This window comes from Acinetobacter sp. YH1901134 (assembly GCF_013416965.1).
Classification (GTDB): domain Bacteria; phylum Pseudomonadota; class Gammaproteobacteria; order Pseudomonadales; family Moraxellaceae; genus Acinetobacter; species Acinetobacter amyesii.
This window is the reverse complement of the sequence record NZ_VPEW01000021.1, coordinates 23,357-41,889: the sequence shown is the minus strand read 5'-3', so window position 1 is coordinate 41,889 and position 18,533 is coordinate 23,357. Positions and strand designations below refer to the sequence as shown.

The 18,533-nt window shown below is 41.7% G+C and carries 18 protein-coding genes and 1 pseudogene; 9 read left to right on the top strand and 10 right to left on the bottom strand.

All coding sequences use genetic code 11. The features are described from left to right. The first annotated feature begins 261 nt into the window (after positions 1-261). Positions 262-1,626 carry a UDP-N-acetylmuramate:L-alanyl-gamma-D-glutamyl-meso-diaminopimelate ligase gene (gene mpl, locus FTV50_RS15420; protein WP_180024975.1) on the top strand — a complete coding sequence of 455 codons (1,365 nt, stop codon included), beginning with the start codon at positions 262-264 and terminating at the stop codon, positions 1,624-1,626. Positions 1,627-1,687: 61 nt separating this feature from the next. Here mpl and FTV50_RS15415 read toward each other — a convergent pair whose 3' ends face one another. From FTV50_RS15415 to FTV50_RS15405, 3 genes are all read right to left on the bottom strand, one after another. Beyond that, entirely contained in the window at positions 1,688-2,158 is a 471-nt protein-coding gene (locus FTV50_RS15415) for a BLUF domain-containing protein (protein ID WP_180024974.1), read from the bottom strand. 612 nt (positions 2,159-2,770) lie between these two features. Continuing rightward, positions 2,771-3,097: a GNAT family N-acetyltransferase gene (locus tag FTV50_RS15410; protein ID WP_180024973.1), complete on the bottom strand. Its 327-nt coding sequence runs from the start codon at positions 3,095-3,097 to the stop codon at positions 2,771-2,773. A 314-nt stretch (positions 3,098-3,411) separates the two neighbouring features. After that, complete coding sequence (locus tag FTV50_RS15405) at positions 3,412-3,726, bottom strand: GNAT family N-acetyltransferase (RefSeq protein ID WP_373683696.1); 315 nt, start codon at positions 3,724-3,726, stop codon at positions 3,412-3,414. Positions 3,727-3,848: 122 nt separating this feature from the next. On the opposite strand from FTV50_RS15405, the gene FTV50_RS15400 reads away from it, so the two are divergent. Both FTV50_RS15400 and FTV50_RS15395 read left to right on the top strand, forming a co-directional pair. Continuing rightward, positions 3,849-5,042 carry a sugar transporter gene (locus tag FTV50_RS15400; RefSeq protein ID WP_180024972.1) on the top strand — a complete coding sequence of 398 codons (1,194 nt, stop codon included), beginning with the start codon at positions 3,849-3,851 and terminating at the stop codon, positions 5,040-5,042. A 302-nt stretch (positions 5,043-5,344) separates the two neighbouring features. Next, on the top strand, positions 5,345-6,310 hold the full coding sequence (locus FTV50_RS15395; protein WP_180024971.1) for a TerC family protein: 966 nt from the start codon (positions 5,345-5,347) through the stop codon (positions 6,308-6,310). Between the two features lie 65 nt (positions 6,311-6,375). Here FTV50_RS15395 and FTV50_RS15390 read toward each other — a convergent pair whose 3' ends face one another. Next, positions 6,376-6,948, bottom strand: coding sequence for a nucleotidyltransferase family protein (locus FTV50_RS15390; protein ID WP_257223938.1), 573 nt, complete (start codon positions 6,946-6,948; stop codon positions 6,376-6,378). Between the two features lie 272 nt (positions 6,949-7,220). Between FTV50_RS15390 and guaD the strand changes: the two are divergent. From guaD to FTV50_RS15375, 3 genes and pseudogenes are all read left to right on the top strand, one after another. Next, positions 7,221-8,536: pseudogene (gene guaD, locus FTV50_RS15385) on the top strand (guanine deaminase). 224 nt (positions 8,537-8,760) lie between these two features. Further along, on the top strand, positions 8,761-9,288 hold the full coding sequence (gene hpt, locus FTV50_RS15380) for a hypoxanthine phosphoribosyltransferase (RefSeq protein WP_078194457.1): 528 nt from the start codon (positions 8,761-8,763) through the stop codon (positions 9,286-9,288). A gap of 180 nt (positions 9,289-9,468) precedes the next feature. Next, positions 9,469-9,726: a GlsB/YeaQ/YmgE family stress response membrane protein gene (locus FTV50_RS15375; protein WP_078189516.1), complete on the top strand. Its 258-nt coding sequence runs from the start codon at positions 9,469-9,471 to the stop codon at positions 9,724-9,726. A gap of 80 nt (positions 9,727-9,806) precedes the next feature. Here the strand turns inward: FTV50_RS15375 and FTV50_RS15370 are convergent, their stop codons facing one another. Further along, positions 9,807-10,505: a DsbC family protein gene (locus FTV50_RS15370; RefSeq protein WP_180024982.1), complete on the bottom strand. Its 699-nt coding sequence runs from the start codon at positions 10,503-10,505 to the stop codon at positions 9,807-9,809. Between the two features lie 113 nt (positions 10,506-10,618). Continuing rightward, positions 10,619-11,575, bottom strand: coding sequence for a CDF family Co(II)/Ni(II) efflux transporter DmeF (gene dmeF, locus FTV50_RS15365; protein WP_180024969.1), 957 nt, complete (start codon positions 11,573-11,575; stop codon positions 10,619-10,621). A 56-nt stretch (positions 11,576-11,631) separates the two neighbouring features. Here dmeF and FTV50_RS15360 point away from each other — a divergent pair, with 56 nt between their 5' ends. From FTV50_RS15360 to FTV50_RS15350, 3 genes are all read left to right on the top strand, one after another. Then, the gene (locus FTV50_RS15360; protein WP_180024968.1) at positions 11,632-11,898 is read left to right on the top strand and encodes a metal/formaldehyde-sensitive transcriptional repressor; all 267 of its coding nucleotides are present in this window, start codon (positions 11,632-11,634) and stop codon (positions 11,896-11,898) included. 115 nt (positions 11,899-12,013) lie between these two features. Next, on the top strand, positions 12,014-13,189 hold the full coding sequence (locus tag FTV50_RS15355; RefSeq protein WP_228144801.1) for an MFS transporter: 1,176 nt from the start codon (positions 12,014-12,016) through the stop codon (positions 13,187-13,189). A gap of 127 nt (positions 13,190-13,316) precedes the next feature. Then, a complete protein-coding gene (locus FTV50_RS15350) occupies positions 13,317-14,495 on the top strand; it encodes a hypothetical protein (RefSeq protein ID WP_180024967.1) in 1,179 nt (392 codons plus the stop codon). An 87-nt stretch (positions 14,496-14,582) separates the two neighbouring features. On the opposite strand, the gene mnmE is transcribed toward FTV50_RS15350, so the two are convergent. From mnmE to rnpA, 4 genes are all read right to left on the bottom strand, one after another. After that, on the bottom strand, positions 14,583-15,938 hold the full coding sequence (mnmE, locus tag FTV50_RS15345) for a tRNA uridine-5-carboxymethylaminomethyl(34) synthesis GTPase MnmE (protein ID WP_180024966.1): 1,356 nt from the start codon (positions 15,936-15,938) through the stop codon (positions 14,583-14,585). Positions 15,939-16,030: 92 nt separating this feature from the next. After that, the gene (gene yidC / locus FTV50_RS15340; RefSeq protein ID WP_180024965.1) at positions 16,031-17,797 is read right to left on the bottom strand and encodes a membrane protein insertase YidC; all 1,767 of its coding nucleotides are present in this window, start codon (positions 17,795-17,797) and stop codon (positions 16,031-16,033) included. Between the two features lie 5 nt (positions 17,798-17,802). Beyond that, positions 17,803-18,123, bottom strand: a complete 321-nt coding sequence (gene yidD / locus FTV50_RS15335) for a membrane protein insertion efficiency factor YidD (protein ID WP_111885710.1) — start codon at positions 18,121-18,123, stop codon at positions 17,803-17,805. Between the two features lie 9 nt (positions 18,124-18,132). Beyond that, positions 18,133-18,525, bottom strand: coding sequence for a ribonuclease P protein component (gene rnpA / locus FTV50_RS15330; RefSeq protein ID WP_078189509.1), 393 nt, complete (start codon positions 18,523-18,525; stop codon positions 18,133-18,135). Positions 18,526-18,533: the final 8 nt, after the last annotated feature.

Here is an 18,533-nt window from a genome sequence, read left to right as displayed (position 1 = left end):
TCGCAAAAAATTGCGCTTATTGTACGTTTTTCATCACGATTTCGCGCCTATTTTCCGTGTTTTTATCCTCAAAAAATTGCGCACATTTGATCAGTTGCGAGCTCAATCTTTTTGCACGATCTCATACAAAAAAATCTATCTTTTCGCTAAGACCCTTGCTATGGTTGCTCTCAAATGAAATTAACCTTTTCAACCAAATCTATAATGACAACACCACAATAACAAAGTGATGTGTCGATAAAAGCAGTGGAGTTAGAACGAATGCATCTGCATATCTTGGGTATTTGTGGCACCTTTATGGGTTCATTGGCGCTCTTGGCGCGCGATTTAGGACATAAGGTCACGGGTTCAGACCAAAACGTTTATCCACCAATGTCTACCCAATTGGAAAATGCAGGCATTACCTTAATGCAAGGCTATGACCGTAGCCACCTTCAACCACACCCAGATCTCGTGATTGTCGGCAATGCAATGAAACGTGGCATTGATGCAGTGGAATACATGCTGAACGAAGGCCTGCCTTATATTTCTGGTCCACAGTTCCTTGCAGACCACGTGCTACAAGGTAAACATGTCTTAGGTGTTGCAGGCACACATGGTAAAACCACAACCACAACCATGTTGGCATGGGTGCTCGATCAAGCGGGTTTAAACCCGGGTTTCTTGATTGGCGGCGTACCCTTAGGCTTTAGTGAAAGCGCACGTTTAGGCGGTGGTCAATATTTCTGTGTAGAAGCCGATGAATATGATTCGGCATTCTTCGACAAACGTTCTAAGTTTGTGCATTACCATCCTAAAACAGCGATTTTAAATAACCTTGAATTTGACCATGCCGATATCTTCGAAGACTTGGCTGCGATTCAAAAGCAATTCCATCATCTAGTGCGTACTATTCCAAGTGAAGGCCGTATCATTGCGCCCATTACAGAAACCAATATTGATGAAGTCTTAGAAATGGGCTGCTGGACACCTGTGGTGCGTACATCTTTAGATGCCAATGACAAATCTGAATTGTATGCAGAACAGTTATCTGCTGATGGCTCACATTTCAATGTTTTACAACACGGTGAAGTGAAGGGCTCAGTCAAATGGAACATGACCGGCCAACATAGTGTAGCCAATGCTTTGGCGACGATTGCCGCAGCAGAGCATGTTGGTGTGTCGATTGAAACAGCTTGTGAAGCATTATCTAATTTTGGTGGTGTGAAACGTCGTATGGAACTTCTGGGTACAGTTCGTGGTATTGAGGTTTATGATGACTTTGCTCATCACCCCACTGCCATTGATACCACACTGGAAGGTGCACGTAAGCGTCTCGGTGAGCGTAAATTGTGGGCAGTAATTGAACCGCGTTCGAACACTATGCGTATGGGTAGCCATAAAGATGGGCTTGCACATTCTGCACGCTTAGCAGATGAAGTGATTTGGTATCAACCTGAAGGTTTGGATTGGGATTTACAACCTGTGATTGAAGCTGCTGCGAATAAAGCTGTGGTGGCTCGTTCACTGGATGAGATCATTCAAACCATCGTAAGCGAGGCAGGCGAGGGCGATGCTGTTGTGATTATGTCGAATGGCGGTTTTGGTGGTTTACATCAGAAGTTGATCAGTGCATTAAAAGCCTAAACCCACTAGATAAAATAAAAAAAGCCCGCTGCGCGGGCTTTTTTTTTTATTCACACTCAGCTTAAAAATAATGCTGATAGCCTCGATTTTTATAGCCTAAATCCAGCTTAATCGGCTGTTCAACATTCTCTAATCTTAACAATGTCGTTAAAAACGCCTGAATTTGTTCTAGATTGAGCACGTCGGGTTGAAAGCTTGAATGTCCAAAGCGCTGAAACAAACTAGCAATTTCACTATGTCGGTTGACATATTTCATCGACCATTTTGAAAAATCGATTTGATCAATATTTTGATCAGGATAACGCACAATATCCCGATGGCGAGTATCTTTCGCAATATGCTGAAAAAGCTGTTCGAGAGCCGCTTGCTCACCTTGCAAGCATTGGAAGAACCGGCCTTCGGCATAGTACAGCACGCCAAAAATACGCTGTTCGGTATTGAAGCTGCGGGCTCTCACCAAAATATCACTTAAATCTTGTATTAAATCAAATTGTTGTTCTACACGTGTACTGGCATAACAGAGTTGTATCATTGTGTTTATTCTTAAAGTATTTGCACGATTTTAACGTAGAAATTTCTACAGGATGAGTAAATATTTGTATATTTTTTAATCAAATGTGCTTTTTAACTTACAACAGAAAACCAAGATCACGTATACCGATATCACCTTCATTTTTTTAAACTTATACATATTAAAACAATGAAATTATTTCCATTTGAAGATGAATAAAGAGGCCGACCATGCTTAAAAATTTACTCATTTTTTTATCGATCACTTGTGTATATTTTGCTGCTTTGATCATACTGAATAATTTTGGCGTTTCAGATTTTTTTAATGTCGTTATTTGCTCATTTATTTTAGGAATAACACTGCGTACTGCGATTCCTCACTATCTCATTTATTTACTAATGATGATGACTATTGGCAGTATTTATTTTGTACTGAATGACTTTGCATTATTAAATATCATGTGTTTAAGCTTATTTTTAGGGATATCAAGCTGCTCGATCTTATTGCAGTTTTGGCCAAATCTTTTCAAAGCACCTTCAACGCTGTTAAAATTAAAGCTCAATTAAATACAACTTAGCTTTTAAATTTTTTAAAAAATTCATAATGATAGAAAAGCCCGCATGGCGGGCTTTTTTAGGCTTGAACATCGGCAAGGGTTTTATCTCTACGAAACATCACATCAACATAAGAACAAGTTGGAATAATCTTTAAGCGTTTATCACGAGCGAATTCCACCAAATGATCCAATAACACTCGAGCCATACCTTGCCCACGCAATGAATCATCTACCCACGTGTGATTTGCCACAATGGTATGTTCATCACGCCATAGATAACTCATTTCTGCGAGCCGTTCACCCTCAGCATTTAACTGAAAAAATTCACCTTTTTGACCGTTATCTTGATGTTGTATAGTCACTGTTTTTTCTTCCTTTTTATGAAAAAATACACCGTGTAACAAACGAGAAAGTGATTGGTACAGAACTTAAACGACCTATATTCAACTGTAGGTGATAATAAACTTGTACACCTTTCACATTAATTAAAAAACAATTAAATCACAATTGCCGGATATTTTTATTATGGACCTTTATCTCGTCGCCATTTTTGTATTGCTGATTATTGCAACATGTTTGGTTGTATCGCTGTATAAATCACGATATTAATTCAATTTCACAGCTAGATTTCAAATAAAAACAGCCTGATCGCTATACCATCAGGCTGTTTTTATTTATCCAAATGATTAATCTACATCACGCTATACAATTTAGCGTATTAGCGTAGAACATCACGAATCGATTCATCTTTATCAAATACAGATTTTGCAAAAGGGCAGAGTGGAATAATTTTCACGTTCTTTTCCCGAGCAAAATTCACTGCTGCATCGAGGAGATGTCGTCCAACACCTTGTCCTCGCAAGCTGTCACTGACATCGGTATGATCAATAATAAATTTATCATCGCCTGCCCATGAGTAAGTCATCTCTGCCAAACGTTCCCCATCTTGCTCAACAAAAAAAGCCCCTTTTTTTTGATCATCATCTTGTTGCACAAACATCTTAATTTCCTCCATTTTTTTATAAATTGGCATGTAATGCAGGTCAACTCTGTTGTTTTTGTATTAATTTAAACCGCATGCACAGGGCTTAAATCGGTTCCTGCTTGTGTATAGAGCATAGTAAAATAAGCCACTTTATTTATTTGAAGACACTCATGTCTGCCTCTCCCTCCGAAACGGCTTCTTCTGGCTCTTGGACGGCTGTGATTGCTTTGGCTTTCGCAGCATTTATTTTTAATACCACTGAATTTGTACCTGTCGCGTTGCTCAGCGATATTGGCAAAACATTTAGCTTAGCCGCGACCGATGTCGGCATCATGATTACGCTGTATGCATGGGTGGTTGCGCCGATTTCTTTGCCGATCATGTTATTGACCAAAAATATTGAACGTCGATCACTCCTGATTTGCTTATTTATGGTGTTTATTATCAGCCATGTTCTGTCGTATTTCGCATGGAGCTTTAATACTTTATTGCTCAGTCGAATTGGCATTGCTTTTTCGCATGCACTTTTTTGGTCAATTACTGCGTCGCTGGCAGTTCGTGTTGCACCGAAAGGCAAAGAATTTCAAGCCTTGGGGCTTTTGGCCACAGGCACAGCTTTGGCGATGGTTCTCGGTATTCCGTTTGGGCGTATGGTCGGAGAAGCCTATGGTTGGCGAAATACCTTTGCTCTGATTGGCATTGGCGCCAGTATCGTTTGCCTGATTTTAGCCAAAACACTGCCGATATTACCGAGTTTAAACTCAGGTTCGCTGAGCAGCCTAAAACAGTTTATTCGCCGTCCGAGCTTAATGATGGTGTTTGTATTAACCATTATCGTGATTAGTGCGCAATTTACTGCATATAGCTATATCGAGCCGTTTTCACTTAACATTGCTGCGTTCAGCTCCATGCAAACCACAGCCTTGTTATTAATTTTTGGTGCAGCAGGCTTTCTAGGTTCTTATCTCTTTGGAAAATTTGGTGGGAAATATCCTAAAGTTGCGATTCCTTTGAGTACGGCCACACTGGCTTTATCCATGCTGCTGTTGCTGCCTGTTTCTTTGAGTTTTGCAGGTGTGAGTGCCGTGTGCCTACTATGGGGCATGAGTATCATTGGATTTAGTCTCGCATTACAGTCAAAGACACTACATCTCGCATCCGACGCCACCGATGTCGCCATGGCTATCTATTCAGGACTTTATAATGTCGGCATTGGCGGTGGCGCACTCTTGGGCGGCATGGTCAGTGTACATTTCGGTTTGAGTTATATTGGCGTGATCGGAGGAATCATCGCGGTGATCGGCACACTTTTAGCCTTAGCGTTGGTACACCGTGGTGATTTTAACCCTCCTGTGGCACATTAAATGAATTCGTAAATTGCTGATTGCACTTTGAACTAAAAACTGTCATGCTTTGCCGCATATTTGGACAGTGTCCAAAACAAAATTTGAACAAGGGGAGTAGCCTCCTCCAAACGTAAACCTTGTTTTACGTGTCAGAATATCGTCATTACACTTTGCAAAAAGTCGGTATCTGAGCATCGCTGCTGAAAATCATTACAGTACGATGTAGGCAAGACCTTGATCATGTTGCCTCAGGCGTTTTATTTCGTCTGGCAACTGGTCGAGTTTTTTTTATGGCTGGTTGTTAGATGTGGAGAATACACATGGAAACGATTGGCTCTTTATGGCTATATCTGGCATTTTTCGGTTTAGTCACCATCATGCTACTCATCGACTTTTTAGGCTTTAAAAATAACAAAGGCCAAGAAATCAAAGTCAAAACCGCTGCCTATTGGAGTATTGCATGGGTCTCTGTGGCTACCTTATTCGGTGGTGCATTGTGGCTCTACTTACAGCAAACCGCTGGTGTCGCTGTTGCAAACACCAAAGTCATGGAATATTTCGCTGGTTATCTGCTCGAAAAATCACTCGCAATTGATAACGTTTTTGTCTGGCTCATGATCTTTGCTGCCTTTGCCATTCCACCGGCTTTGCAACGTAAACTGTTGCTCTACGGTGTCCTTGGTGCAATTGTACTGCGTACCATCTTTATTTTTATTGGGGCATGGTTCGTTCAAGAATTCTCTTGGGTACTGTACATCTTCGGCGCATTCCTAGTGTATACCGGCTTTAAATTCCTTAAAGGCCAAGACGAAGAAGATAAAGATATCGAAGATATGGCGATTTTGAAGTGGCTACGTAAACACATGCGTATTACTCCTCAAATACATGAAGATAAATTCTTCGTTCGTCAAAATGGTGTCTTGTGGGCAACGCCGCTCTTTTTAGTGTTGATCTTGGTTGAAGCATCGGACGTAATTTTTGCGGTTGACTCAATCCCAGCAATCTTTGCAGTTACCTCTGACCCATTCATTGTACTGACTGCAAACTTAATGGCGATTTTAGGTCTACGTGCTATGTTCTTCCTCTTATCCGGTGCTGCATCGAAAATGCATTACTTACCATATGGTCTGGGCATTATCCTGGTATTTATTGGCGCTAAGATGCTGTTGCTCGATGTGTTCCACATGCCAATTTGGATTTCACTCGGCTTTATTGTGGTGACCTTAACCATCACCGCGTGGTTATCGATCCGACACAGCAAGAAGTACCATGAAACCATGCTTTAAAACACTTAGATGATTAAAAGCCTTCTTTCGAGAAGGCTTTTTTTATTCTGTAGCAAAGCCATGAGCTAAGCTTCAGGCGTCATCAAGAGTTTGAGTTTCGGCCAGCGGTGTAAAAATTGTTTTTGCTGCACACGCTGCAAAAAAGTCGCCTGACTGACTAAACGTGGGTTCCAGCGGACATTTAATTCAAATAAATCATCTAAGCCCAAAGGAGCAATCAGCTGTATTTGTTGTTGATCATCCAATTTAACAGCGATGGCAGTAGCAGTTTCTGGCCACAACGATAGGGCATGCTCAATCGACTTGAGCGCCTGTATCGGCTCACCATTTTCCAAGCGATACCACTGGTGTACTGTCGCTTGGTTGGTAACATCCCAATGAATGTGAGGAAAATTCAACTGCATCTGTTTTTGGATCTTGTGACCCTGTGTTCCATCATCATGTTCCGCATAATAAATCACATCGACTTCTGTGCCTTCCAGTACATAGAGTTGTTGATGTCGCTGTGACCAAATCAAATTACGAACCACGCCTGCGGCCAAATAAGCCTGTGTATCTATGGCATACAGGGCATGTAAAATCTGCATGATGCCTTGATGCTGAAGCAGGTTATGCTTTAATTGGTCTGAATAGCTCATGTTCACTAAAGGGTTCATTATCGTTTTTTAAAGGGCGCTCTTGAGATCAATATAGCAAGCGTTGCGACTCATGGTCTTTATTCATTCATCGATGTAATGTATACAGCTCAATGCTTTTGTATTATTCAAATCAAATACAATGAACAAAAAAACAGAATCACTTATAAACAGGTGTTCTATTTTTTAGAACACATTTTCACAATTACTCTAACGGTATTTTGAACCAAATTGGGCTACAATCAACCGAAAAAATTCTAAACTGCAGGTATGTCATGTCTTCTGTTATCGCATCTACAGCGATCCGTGGTCGCTTTCTAGATATTCAGAATACAGTTGCCCAAGCACGTGAAATTCACGACCAAGTGCGCTATTTCGAAGATGGTTTGCTAATTACGCAAGCCGGAAAAATTCAATGGTTCGGTCCATGGTCTGAGGGCCAACACCATCTCCCAGATCAGGTTGAAGTACAGCATTATCCTGATCAATTGATTGTTCCGGGTTTCATCGATACTCATATTCATTATCCACAAACGGAAATGATGGGGGCTTATGGTGAACAGCTACTGGAATGGCTTGATACTTATACCTTCCCAACCGAAATCCAATTTGAAGATCCGGCTTATGCAGAGCAAATTGCACAGTTCTTTGTAAACGAGTTACTCAAAAACGGAACCACAACAGCTCTTGTTTTTTGTACCGTTCATCCACAATCGGTCGATGCTTTATTTAAAGCTGCAGAACAGCATCAGATGCGCTTAATTGCCGGTAAGGTCATGATGGATCGACATGCCCCTGAAGCATTATGTGACACAGCTGAGAGTGGCTACAACGACTCCAAAGCACTCATCGAAAAGTGGCATGGCAAGGGCCGTAACCTGTATGCCATCACGCCTCGCTTTGCCCCAACCTCAACGCCTGAACAATTGGCACGGGCAGGGGAGCTAAAAGCCGAGTATCCTGATGTTTATGTGCATACACATTTGAGTGAAAATAAAAATGAAATAGCGTGGGTCAAATCATTATTCCCTGAGCAAAACGGCTATTTAGACGTTTATCATCATTATGGTCTGACCGGATCACGTTCCGTGTTTGCGCACTGCGTGCATTTGGAAGATGCCGAGTGGGAGTGTATGCATCAGACCAACTCTGCCATTGCGTTTTGTCCAACCTCGAACTTGTTCTTAGGCAGTGGTTTATTTCCATTAATGAAAACATGGGAAAAACAGGTGAAAGTCGGCTTAGGTACAGACATTGGTGCAGGTACTTCATTTAACCAACTACAAACCATCAATGAAGCCTACAAAGTTCAACAACTTCAAGGCGATAAACTGTCCGCATTTGAAGCGATGTACCATGCCACTTTAGGGGGGCAAAAGCCTTAGATCTAGAGGACAAACTTGGAAACTTTGATTTGGGCAAAGAAGCAGATTTTGTGGTGCTCGATTTAAATGCCACGGCTTTACAAGCCCTACGTCAACAACGTGCCAAAAATCTGGAAGATGCTTTATTTGCTCTGATGCTGATGGGTGATGATCGTAATATCCATGCCACCTATGTGTTTGGACAATGTGCGTATGTCAAAGCATAAAACGGCTCGACCGAGACGAAAAACAGCGTTGAAAATTGGACTGATTGCCCTCGCTTGTCTGTGCTTACTCAAGCGTGACAGCACTTCCAAGAAAAACTGATTACATTTTCAACGGCAAAAAAGATGCATCTGCGAGCCAGATGTATTAAAATTGGTTCATCTTTAGAGGTGTTGCAAGTCAACACCTTTTTTATTTTTTGATTTGCTTTTTTAGGTATCTACCCATGTCTGTTCAAATGAGCGTACTGATTTCCACTGAAGAAATTCAAGCTAAAGTGAAAGAGCTTGGCGCAAAAATTGATGCACACTATGCTAACAGCGACAAAGAGTTGGTGTTAATCGGTCTTTTACGCGGTTCTGTTATTTTTATGGCTGACCTTTGCCGCGCAATTTCAAAACCGCATGAACTCGACTTCATGACCGTTTCAAGTTATGGCGGTGGGACCGTATCTACTCGTGATGTAAAAATCTTAAAAGACTTAGACGGCGACATTAAAGATAAAGATGTCTTGGTGGTTGAAGATATTATCGATTCAGGAAATACCTTAAGCAAAGTTTTAGAAATTTTACAGACGCGCAATCCAAATTCAATCGAGCTTTGTACTTTGGTTAGCAAGCCTTCACGTCGTGAGATTGAACTCGAAGTGAAATTTTTAGGTTTTGAAGTCGAAGATAAATTTATCGTAGGTTATGGTCTGGACTATGATCAAAAATATCGTCACATTCCATTTATTGGCGAAATTGGTCTCTAAGCAAGATCAGATACTTAAGAGTGGCCTAAGGCCACTTTTTTTTTACTTTTCTGGCTATTTCAGAACAAAAAAACAACAGTTTTTTGCATGTTTAGGCTGTAGCTCAGCTTAGTTTTGATTAAAGATAAAGATTGAACATGTCGTAAAAAACAAATACATGATAACAAAAGGAGAGTTACTATGTGGTCACTCATTGTTGCGATTGTTGTTGGTTTTATTGCTGGTTTAATTGCACGTGCGATCCATCCTGGAGATGACAAAGCCGGTTTCATCATGACCACCATTCTCGGGATAGCAGGTTCCTTACTTGCGACCTATGGCGGACGTTTATTAGGTCTGTATGGAGAAAATTCTGCTGCAGGATTTATCGCTTCCGTCATTGGTGCGATTATCGTGTTGTTTATCTATAATCTCGTTACGAAAAAAACCCGTGTCTAGTTTTTTTATAACGCCATTAAAATACCCGCCTCTAGACGGGTATTTTTTTAATTGTACTTTATTCATCGTACAGCTTGAAATTATTTAATCTCTTTTAACATCGATTCTAATTCAGCAGTCGGGTATGCACCTGTTAAAATCGAACCATTAGCAAACACAATTCCCGGTGTACCATTTAATTTTAAGCTTTTTGCTAATTTTAAATTTCGCTCAATCGGGTTTGCACAGCTTTTCGCTGACTTCGGTTGAATTCCCTTATTAATTAAATTATTCCAGGCCATAGCAGGGTTTGACTCACAAAAAATCTGCTTCGATGGCGCCAACGACTGTGGTTTTATCGCTGTGACAAAAGTATAAATGGTCACATCATTGAGTTTTGCCAGCTCTACTTCAAGCTTCTTACAATATGGGCAATTTGGGTCAGAAAAGATCGCGATTTGGCGCTTCCCATTCCCCCTGACTGTTTTAATCGCATCTTGTAATGGGAGTTTATTCCACTCAGTTTTTTGCTGACTGAGGATCAATTGTTTGGTCAGATTTTTTTGATCTTTTAAACGGATCATAGAACCTGCGATCACATAATCCGCATTTTCACTCAAATACAAAACTTGATCTTCAACAAAGCCGCTATATATGCCCGGCATTTCGGTACTTTGAATATTTTCAATTTTTAAACTGGGGTGCTTTTCTGCCAAGAGCTTTTGAACGTGTGCCGCATCTGCCAAAGCAAAAGTCGAAAGGGTGGTACTCAACGCCAACGCACATATTTTTTTCAACATAGACCGAACTTCAACATTTAATTGATTGAGCATTCTAAGCCCTAACGTGTGAAAGTCTTGGGCTTTTTTCAGTTCATTACGCAATAGCTACATGCCGTTTCACGTGGAACATATTAAGCTGCATCAGGTGAATTAATTTCAACAGACACATGTACAATTTCTTCATGAATCGACAGCGCTTGGCGCACTTCATCTGCACTCAATGCCTGACTTGTTTCTAAAGCTACAATACATGAAAACTGACCTTTACCCACTTTCCACACATGTAAATCGGTTACATCGACGTCGACAGGCAATTGCATTAAAACCTCTCGAATCTCATCAACGACAGGATGATCCATTTCTGCGTCCAGTAATGTTTGTCCTGTTTCTTTCATCAGCCCAATGGCCCACTTACCAACAAGTACCGCACCAACAATCCCCAATAGCGCATCTAAAAATCCCCAGCCCATCCATTTTCCAGCAAATAAAGCCACAATCGCCAACACCGAAGTCACCGCATCTGCAACCACATGCATGAAGGCTGCTTTCTGATTGAGATCGTGATGATGATCATGCTGCTCCTCATGGCTATGCTGGTGATGGTGATGGTGATGGTGATGGTGATGGTGATGGTGATGGTCATCATGCAATAACCAAGCACAGATTAAATTCACCACCAGACCTAAAATCGCAATAGGGATTGCTTCGTTATAATGAATTTGGACCGGGTTGAATAAGCGTTCCACCGAATGAAAGGCCATAAATGCAGCAACGACCATCAATAATATCGCGCTGCTATAGCCCGCTAAAATTTCAATTTTCCAAGTCCCAAAGCTAAAACGAGCGTCTTGGGCATAGTGGCGTGCCGCACGATAGGCAAAATAAGCCAAGCCTAATGCCAACATATGTGAACTCATATGCCAGCCATCTGCCAATAATGCCATCGAATTAAAAATCCATCCGCCAATGACTTCTAACAACATCATGACTGCCGTTAAAATGGTGGCAATTAAGATCCGTTTTTGTGCGAGTGGATTACCTTCATCAAATTGATGATGATGAATTCGGATGGATGGGGAAGTTTTCATTAGGTTCTATGCTTAAATATACTCCCCCATAGTATATTTATTTTCGGGAGAAAGTGTTGAGTCATTTACATCAGGACAAAAAGATTTTAAATCGGGTTAAACGTCTACAAGGTCAGGTCAAAGCAGTTGAACTGGCTTTACAGCAACCCGAAGCAGGGTGTATCGAGGTTTTACAACAGGTTGCGGCCATCAAAGGTGCTGTAAATGGATTAATGAATGAATTAATCGAAGCACATTTACGCCATCATGTATTGCCTCAAGATGTTGAAATCAATGAAGTAGAACTGGAAGATTTTGTAAAACTGCTTAAACGCTATGGATAAAGTTACAACTGCGATTTGACCATGGAAAACAATCGGCATTAAACTGAGCCCATATTTCCTTCTTTCTCATGCAGCACAATATTGACCCTATGGGCTGTACCTCTGCGACTTTAAAATGACCACATCTCCCTCTTGGCGACCGTTTATTATGGTGAGCCTTGCACTCTGTATGGGCACTATTGGTACAGCGCTAGCTAGTCCTCTGTATCCCATTTATCAGCAACTTTGGGGACTGCTGCCGAGTCATATCACCTATATCTTTGTTGCCTACATGTTTGGTTGCCTAGCGACCTTGCTGTTTTTAGGTCGTACCAGTAACAGTTTTGGTTTTTTAAGAACCCTGCAAATCGGTATGGCGTGCATCATCTTAGGTTTAAGCTTGTCGGTGTTTGCCAGTAATGCGCTGTGGTTATCTATCGGGCGCTTTATTATCGGGATTGCCTCGGGTTTAATCAGCACCTCAGCCATGCTTGGTTTGGTCTATACCATTCCTGAACCGCATAAAAATAATGCTCCACAGTTGAGTTCAATCATTACCGTGATTGGTTTTGGTCTTGGCCCATTTATTGGTGGAGTGATTGCCCAATTTTCGGAACAGCCTTTAGTCACCCCTTATATCCCTGTGATCTTTGGGGGGTTGGCGTGTTTAATAGGGTTATTTTTTATTCGCACACCGAATTTTGAGCCACAGCCTTTTTCAGTGGCACCACATTTGGAATTGCCTGAAAAGCGTGATCATTCACGATTTTATATCGCTGGACTGACTGCCTTTTGTGCCTTTGGTTCTTTTAGCTTATTTGCATCACTCGCACCCTCTTTCGTCAAAGATGCGATCCCATGGCATGGCCCTTTGGTCAGTGGTAGTGCCATTGCAAGTATCTTGCTGGTTTCCGCTGTCGTGCAATTTATGGCGAAATCGATTCCTTCTGCAAAATGTGTCAATGCCGGCTTAATAGTGTTAATACTGAGCTATGCGCTCCTTGCGCTATGTATGACCCAACACTGGAGTGCATTGTTTTTTATTAGCGATATTTTAGTCGGTGTAGGGCATGGTCTAGGGCTTTTAGGCGCATTTGGCTTAGTTCATCAAATGACCAACAATCAAAACCGTGCTGCGGTGATCTCGACCTATTTGTTTATCGGATATTTAGGAACCATTATTCCAATTATTGCAGCCGGCTATTTATCTGATCATTTTGGCTTGATCGTCGGTGTTTTAGGTTTTTGTATGGGTGTAGGTTTATTGTGTATCGGCTTATTGCTTTGGCACCGTAGTCTGAACACCAATTAACCACTAAACTTATTCAAGAAGCATCTTGTATGGGGTGCTTCTTAAACCCAAAAACAATTAAGAAACCCTATAAAAATCAATCAAATTAAATTAAGATCTTGTCTGATGTGATTCAAAAATTTAAAAAATGCTAAAAATTCAATGTCAAATTAACACTGCGGAAAATCAAATCATCGCCAGCAGCGAATACGGGAATATTCACTATATTTTACCGTTTGAATCCTTACCGCAATTAGAAACCTATGATTTTATCGTTTGGGGCTTTTTACCCATTGCCATGCGCCTTGGCATCCCGCTGCATGTAGAAGGACCTATTTCAATACAAACCCTCCACTCCGCACGGGAGGTTTCAACGGTCTGGACCGCTTGGTTACCTGATTTATATCAACCAGTCATGCTCAGTGCTGCATCGATTATCCAAACACCACCGGCAAACCAAACCACTCAAAATTTAAGCTTTTTTAGCGGTGGAATTGACTCCACATATAGTACATACAAAGCTTTTCTTGAAAATGGGCAAGACTCTGATTGTCTCACTGTGCATGGAATGGATTATAAATTTGATGACCATGAAAAATTTCAGGCCTTAATGGATCAGACCCATGACTTTAGAAGCCAAGTTTTTAAGCAAAGTCGCGTGGTAAAAACCGATGCTTACACGCTGTACAGTAAATATGGCTGTAACCCTAAAGGTTCGCATGTCACACATATCTTTTCGCTGTTTTCCTGCGCTTCGATTTTTGAACATTACCAGCAATATCGAATTTCAGCCGATTACCGTTTAGATCAACAATTATTCGTTCATCCCTATGGCTCAAATACGGCATCCAACCGATTGATGAAGAACCGATCTGGGGTCTTAATCACCCTCGACGATGATGTCACGCGATCACAAAAAACCGCATTTTTAAGCCAATCTGACTTAGATTTACAAACCCTGTCGATTTGTGTGGACTATAGGGCTCGACCAAAAAATTGTGGTCAATGCAGTAAATGTATGCGCACCAAAGCCATGTTTTATGCCACTAGCCCCGAAATTCCCGATATCTTTTTAGATCGTCGCTTTGAAAAAGAGTGGTATCAATCCATTCCATTAAGTTCAAAAATCAATCGTGCTTTTTTAATTGATATTTTGTCAGCGGTGGAAAAATCCTCGCAACAGCAACAATTTCCAGACTATGCAACACTCAAAGTCAAAGTTGAAGCCGCATCAAAAAGAGCAGCAATCAATCCTTTTTATGGGATGAAAATGAAAGATGTGCTGAGATCGATCTTTAAAATCATTTTTGGCTCAAACCTAGGCTAAAGAGATGCAAAAAAAAACACGATGTTTTCGAACATCGTGCTTTGGATGGATATTTCAATGGATGAAACGAGGAGCTCAATCGTTTTATTACTTTCCAATACAGAACGATCCAAAAATCTTCCCGAGTAGATCATCCGCACTGAAATCGCCGGTAATTTCACCTAAGGCATTTTGCGCCAAACGTAGCGACTCAGCCACCAACTCACCCGCATGATAAACCACCAACTGCTCACGTGCTTCTGCAAGATAGCGCTGAGTGCGCTTCATTGCGTCTAAATGGCGTGTTCGAGCAATAAAGGTATCTTCCTCTGGTTGAAAACCTGCATGCGCTGTAATCGCATCAATAAGCGCTTGAACGCCAGTTTCTTGTTTAGCCGACACGCGAATATGTCGAAAACCGTTTAAATCGGTAATTTCCGCGGTAGATCCCGTCAAATCGCATTTATTACCAATCAACATCAAACGCTTCGGTTCGATATGATCGGCAAAGTACGCTTGAGCCAATAGCAGTGGATCTTCGCCCTGACTTAAGTCATAGACCAAAAGTAACAAGTCAGCTTGCTCAATTTCTTTAATTGCGCGGCGAATCCCTTCTTTTTCGACGATATCACCGGTTTCACGTAAACCTGCGGTATCGGTCAAGGTAATCGGCAAACCATTGAGGCTGATTTTTTCATGTAAAACATCACGTGTCGTACCCGCAATATCCGTCACAATCGCACGTTCAACACCCGCTAAAGCATTGAGTAGCGATGACTTACCTGCATTGGGTTTACCGGCAATCACCACTTGTAGACCTTCACGCAGTAACTGACCTTGACGGGCAGATTGCTGCACAGCATGGACCGAGCTTGCCACTTCATCCAATAAGCCCAAAATCTTACCATCCGCCAAAAAGTCGATTTCTTCTTCAGGAAAATCAATCGCTGCTTCCACATGCAAACGCAAATGGATAAGTTTTTCTAACACCGTATTGACCTTGCTCGAAAAGGCACCTTGTAATGAACGTACCGCAGAACGCGCAGCAGCTTGTGAGGTGGCATCAATCAGGTCGGCAATCGCCTCGGCTTGCACCAAGTCCATTTTGCCATTTTCAAAGGCGCGCATTGAAAATTCGCCCGCTTTCGCAGCAATAGCACCCAATTCAAGTAACCGTGCCAATAATGCATTTTGAATAACGGGGCCGCCATGACCTTGAAGCTCCACCACATCCTCACCCGTAAAAGAGTGCGGATTTGGAAAGCAAATCACCAAACCTTCATCCATGATTTCATTCGATGCATCATAAAACTTACGGAAACCAGCAAAACGTGCTTGTGGTAAGGATTGCTGCGTTAATGCTTCTGCAATGGCATAAGATTTGGGACCAGACAGGCGAATCACGCCGACACCACCACGACCCGGCGGTGTGGCAATTGCTGCGATGGTGGTTCGGTTTAACATAAAATTTACCTAAAAATTTTCAAACGACAGATAAAGAAAAATCCGCCTAAGATTACCATCTTAAGCGGATTTATTCAGCCCATCAGCAATGCTTAGTTTGCTGAGTCAGCTGCTTCACGTTTTAAACGGTCTTTTTCAACAGATTTGTTAATCAAACCTTGTTGAAGAATAGTAATACTGTTGTTACAGATCCAGTAAAGCACAAGGCCCGCAGGGAAGAACAACATAAATACCGTAAAAATCACTGGCATGATTTTGAAGACTTTCGCCTGCATTGGATCAGCCGGTTGTGGGTTCAAACTTTGCTGAATAAACATGGTTAAGCCCATTAATAGCGGCAAAATAAACCATGGATCCATCGCAGATAAATCTTGAATCCAACCTAACCACGGCGCATGACGTAGTTCAACGGACTCCATCAACACCCAGTACAAAGCTAGGAAGATCGGCATTTGGAGCAATAAAGGCAAGCAACCTGACAGTGGGTTTACTTGTTCACGTTTATACAATGCCATCATTTCTTGCGAGAAGCGCATACGGTCTTCACCGAACTCTTCTTTCATGCGTTGCATTTCAGGTGCAATCACACGCATTTTCGCCATAGAGCGGTAGCTCTTCGATGACAAAGGCCACAAGATCAGTTTCACCAGAATCGTCAATAGAATAATTGACCAACCCCAGTTACCCACTAAACCGTGGAAAAACTCAAGACCGACGAACAATAATTTCGCAATTGGCCATAACCAACCGTAGTCTACAGTTTGGTTTAAACCAACCGCCAATTCTTTTAATTCAGATTGGATTTTTGGACCTGAATAGAACGTTGCATCTACTTCTGCCACAGTTCCTGCAGGAACATTAATTGCAGGCGATGTGAACTGAATGATGTTCATATCATCAGTAGATTTACGTGACTCAAGTTTCGCAGCATACGGTTGACCATTGGCTTGCGTTAATTTGATCTGTCCAGGAATCCACGCACTCACGAAGTAATGCTGAACCATTGCAACCCAACCGCCAGTTGCTTCAACATTCAATTTTTCTTCATTGAAGTTGGCAAATTTAAGTTTGTTGTAATGTTCTTCAGGCGTACCCCATGCACCACCAAGGAATGTACCTAAAGTGAAAATACCTTGATCAGATTTACCTGGATCTTCAGAGTTGTCGCGTTTAAGCTGACCAAACATCTGACCTTGCCAGTTCTGAGCACTGCGGTTCACGATTTTATGATTCACGACAACAGGGTATTCACCTTCAGTGAAGTTAAAGGTTTTAATAACCTCTACACCATCTGCTGTTTTATAAACCATTGGTACTGACAAAACTTTTGCTGTTTGGCCATCTTTACCCTTCACAGCTTTTGCGTCATTTAACGTATATGAAGATTTTTCAATCTCATAGGTTGGACGTCCTTTCGGATTGCTGTCAGGGCCATTAAGACCAATTAAGCCAGACTGAGCAACATAAGTACGTTTTGCATCGCTTTCAAGCATTACAAACGGTTCGTCGCTGTCTTTATTTTTGTCATGATTGAGTAATTCAATACGAACAATATCGCCACCCTTTGGATTAATCCAAAGATGGTAAAGGTCAGTTTGTACTGAAATTAACTGTTGACTAACAGGTGCAGTGGCATCTGTTGTTTGTTGTGTAGCAGCATTATTTGCTTGCGGCACATCAGTAGCAGCCGTAGCTGTCTGGCCATTTGGCAAATCGGCAGATACTTCATGCGTTACCACCGCAGCATTTTGCTGAGGTTTTTGTTCCGCATGTCCATAATCTTTCTGCCAAGCCAAAATGAGCAAATATGCGACAACAAACATGGCCCCTAGAATTGCAATCCTGGCCCATTGTTGCATAGGTATTACCCCAAGTGGTTAGAGTGATTTTGGTTCAATAAACGTTCACGAAAGGGTACAGCAACGTGACGCGTTTGAGAATCTATTTGCTGAAATGAAATAAAACGAATTGCTTTTGATGGAACAGGATCATAGCCTGAACCGCCCCAAGGATGACAACGGCAAATACGCTGAACAGCTAGACACACTCCACGTACAGCACCATGTTGATGGACTGCTTCCAAAGAATATTGAGAACATGTTGGAATATAACGACAGCGTGGTCCCAATAAAGGACTAATCGCAATCTGATAGAAACGAATGAGCCAATGCAGTAAACGAACCATTGGTCATCTCTACGCTTGTGGGGAGGTAGCTATTTTTTTATGCTTATTTGCAAGGCGCTGCAATTTTTGCCAAGCAAATTGTAATTGCTGATGCAACTCTGCATTCGGTACCGCCTCTATGCCCATTTTTGGCATAACGACAATATCTAATACATTAGACTGCTGTTGATGCAGGCGAAAACTTTCGCGTGCAAGTCGTTTTACTCGATTTCTTTCATGTGCGCGGCGCACTTTTTTCTTAGCAACAACAATACCCAAACGGCTATTCGGCTGTTCGGAGATTTTTGCTAGAAATAAGAAATGGGGTTGATGCACTTTAAAAAGCGCACCATCGAACACACTTTTATAATCGGCAGCACAGTGTATTCGCACATCTGTGCTAAAGCCGTAAAGTGTTGTCATAACACCCA

What these genes read in the sequence shown, in the direction of transcription:
- mpl (WP_180024975.1), top strand. Translation starts at nt 262, where the DNA reads ATGCATCTGCATATCTTGGGTATTTGTGGCACCTTTATGGGTTCATTG.
- FTV50_RS15415 (WP_180024974.1), bottom strand. Translation starts at nt 2,158, where the DNA reads ATGATACAACTCTGTTATGCCAGTACACGTGTAGAACAACAATTTGAT.
- FTV50_RS15405 (WP_373683696.1), bottom strand. Translation starts at nt 3,726, where the DNA reads ATGCCAATTTATAAAAAAATGGAGGAAATTAAGATGTTTGTGCAACAA.
- FTV50_RS15400 (WP_180024972.1), top strand. Translation starts at nt 3,849, where the DNA reads ATGTCTGCCTCTCCCTCCGAAACGGCTTCTTCTGGCTCTTGGACGGCT.
- FTV50_RS15395 (WP_180024971.1), top strand. Translation starts at nt 5,345, where the DNA reads ATGGAAACGATTGGCTCTTTATGGCTATATCTGGCATTTTTCGGTTTA.
- FTV50_RS15390 (WP_257223938.1), bottom strand. Translation starts at nt 6,948, where the DNA reads ATGAGCTATTCAGACCAATTAAAGCATAACCTGCTTCAGCATCAAGGC.
- hpt (WP_078194457.1), top strand. Translation starts at nt 8,761, where the DNA reads ATGTCTGTTCAAATGAGCGTACTGATTTCCACTGAAGAAATTCAAGCT.
- FTV50_RS15375 (WP_078189516.1), top strand. Translation starts at nt 9,469, where the DNA reads ATGTGGTCACTCATTGTTGCGATTGTTGTTGGTTTTATTGCTGGTTTA.
- FTV50_RS15370 (WP_180024982.1), bottom strand. Translation starts at nt 10,505, where the DNA reads ATGTTGAAAAAAATATGTGCGTTGGCGTTGAGTACCACCCTTTCGACT.
- dmeF (WP_180024969.1), bottom strand. Translation starts at nt 11,575, where the DNA reads ATGAAAACTTCCCCATCCATCCGAATTCATCATCATCAATTTGATGAA.
- FTV50_RS15355 (WP_228144801.1), top strand. Translation starts at nt 12,014, where the DNA reads ATGACCACATCTCCCTCTTGGCGACCGTTTATTATGGTGAGCCTTGCA.
- FTV50_RS15350 (WP_180024967.1), top strand. Translation starts at nt 13,317, where the DNA reads ATGCTAAAAATTCAATGTCAAATTAACACTGCGGAAAATCAAATCATC.
- mnmE (WP_180024966.1), bottom strand. Translation starts at nt 15,938, where the DNA reads ATGTTAAACCGAACCACCATCGCAGCAATTGCCACACCGCCGGGTCGT.
- yidC (WP_180024965.1), bottom strand. Translation starts at nt 17,797, where the DNA reads ATGCAACAATGGGCCAGGATTGCAATTCTAGGGGCCATGTTTGTTGTC.
- yidD (WP_111885710.1), bottom strand. Translation starts at nt 18,123, where the DNA reads ATGGTTCGTTTACTGCATTGGCTCATTCGTTTCTATCAGATTGCGATT.
- rnpA (WP_078189509.1), bottom strand. Translation starts at nt 18,525, where the DNA reads ATGACAACACTTTACGGCTTTAGCACAGATGTGCGAATACACTGTGCT.